At 63.2% G+C, this 1853-nt stretch carries 3 protein-coding genes; 1 reads left to right on the forward strand and 2 read right to left on the reverse strand.

The features are described from left to right. The coding region (locus MOV61_RS29740) for an ATP-binding cassette domain-containing protein (protein WP_247139155.1) at positions 1-490 on the reverse strand (490 nt) is incomplete at its 3' end. Between the two features lie 229 nt (positions 491-719). After that, positions 720-1601 carry an alpha-D-ribose 1-methylphosphonate 5-phosphate C-P-lyase PhnJ gene (locus tag MOV61_RS29745; RefSeq protein WP_247038926.1) on the reverse strand — a complete coding sequence of 294 codons (882 nt, stop codon included), beginning with the start codon at positions 1599-1601 and terminating at the stop codon, positions 720-722. A gap of 48 nt (positions 1602-1649) precedes the next feature. Between MOV61_RS29745 and MOV61_RS29750 the strand changes: the two genes are divergently transcribed. Beyond that, positions 1650-1853, forward strand: a 204-nt coding sequence (locus MOV61_RS29750; RefSeq protein WP_247139156.1) for a hypothetical protein, incomplete at its 3' end; no start/stop codon positions are given.

Below are 1853 nucleotides of genomic sequence, written 5' to 3' on the forward strand. Positions count from 1 at the left end.
GGGCGATCTGCAGGCGCTGGCGCATCCCGCCGGAAAAGGCGCGCGGCTGATCGTCGATGCGGTCGGTGCCGATTTCGACGCGGGTCAGCCAGTCGCTCGCCGTCTCGCGGATCTTGCCGTAATGCCGGTCGCCGACGGCCATCAGCCGTTCGCCGACATTGGCGCCGGCCGAAACCGTCATCCGCAGGCCGTCGGCCGGGTTCTGGTGCACGAAGCCCCAGTCGGTGCGCATCAGGAAGCGTCGCTCGGCCTCGCTCATATGGTAGAGGTCGCGGAAATTGCCGTCGCGCATCCGGTATTCGACACTGCCGGCCGTCGGCATCAGCCGGGTCGACAGGCAGTTGAGCAGCGTCGTCTTGCCGGAGCCGGATTCACCGACGATGGCAAGCACTTCGCCCGGCCACAGATCGAAGGAAACATCCTTGCAGCCGATCCGGCTGCCATAGAATTTCGAGACGCCGCTGACTTTGAGAAGAGGGGTGTCGGTCATGGCGTTTTGTCCTTGAATGTCGGCGCGTGGGGTTCACCCCCCTCTGTCCTGCCGGACATCTCCCCCTCAAAGGGGGAGATCGGCAAGCGGGTAAGCCTCAGCCCCAAATGGGATCGGGCAGTTCGATAAGCGGTGTCTTCAAGAGGGATCGAGCGGGCGTGTCTATCCAATCTCCCCCCTTGAGGGGGAGATGTCCGGCAGGACAGAGGGGGGTAAGCCACAACCAGTGTCATTCCGCTGCCTCCTTGGCAGGCGCCAGCAGAGCGCCGGCATGGCCGTGTTCGCGGCGGTCCTCGCAATTGTCGGTGTCGGAGCAGACGAACATGCGGCCACCCTTGTCGTCGAGTACCACTTCGTCGAGATAAACATTCTCGGCGCCGCAGAGCGCGCAGGGCTTGTCGAAGGTCTGGATTTCGAACGGATGATCCTCGAAGTCGAGGCTCACGACGTCCGTATAGGGCGGCACCGCGTAGATGCGCTTTTCGCGGCCGGCGCCGAACAGCTGCAGCGCCTCCGACCGGTGCATTTTGGGGTTGTCGAACTTCGGCGTCGGCGAAGGGTCCATGACATAGCGACCGGCGACCTTCACCGGATAGGCATAGGTTTTCGAGATGCGGCCGTTATGGGCGATATCCTCGTAGAGCTTCACATGCATGAGCCCGTATTCTTCGAGCGCATGCATCTTGCGGGTCTCGGTCTCGCGCGGCTCGAGGAAGCGCAAGGGTTCCGGGATCGGCACCTGGTAGACGAGGACTTGGCCCTCGGCGAGCTTGTGCTCGGGAATGCGGTGGCGGGTCTGGATGATCGTCGCGTCCTTGGTATGGGTGGTGACGGCGACATTGGCGACCTTCTGGAAGAAGGCGCGGATCGAGACCGCATTGGTCGTATCGTCGGCACCCTGGTCGATCACCTTCAGCACGTCTTCCGGGCCGATAATCGCGGCGGTCACCTGCACGCCGCCGGTGCCCCAGCCGTAGGGCATCGGCATCTCGCGGGAGGCGAAAGGCACCTGGTAACCGGGGATGGCGATCGCTTTCAGGATCGCGCGGCGGATCATCCGCTTCGTCTGCTCGTCGAGATAGGCGAAGTTGTAGGTGGCGAGGTCCGTCATCTTGGAGTATCCTGTGACTGCATGAACCAACTAGAAGGAAAGGCTGTCATGGACGCCATCACTTCGAACGGATTGCTGGGCGTGGCCGTCTTCGCGGCCTTCATCGCCTGCGGGATCATCATTCCCTTTTATGTCATCAAACCCCCTAAGGATGCCCGGATTGCCAATGCGGGCAGCGACGGCGGCTGGGCCGGAGGTTCCGTGAGCAGCTGCGACAGCGGCAGCGCGGGCGGCGCCTGCGATGGTGACGGC

The sequence above is a fragment of the Neorhizobium sp. BETTINA12A genome (assembly GCF_023006485.1).
GTDB lineage: Bacteria > Pseudomonadota > Alphaproteobacteria > Rhizobiales > Rhizobiaceae > Neorhizobium.

Coding starts and splice junctions, on each gene's coding strand:
- MOV61_RS29745 (WP_247038926.1), bottom strand. CDS start 1,601: ATGACGGACCTCGCCACCTACAACTTCGCCTATCTCGACGAGCAGACG.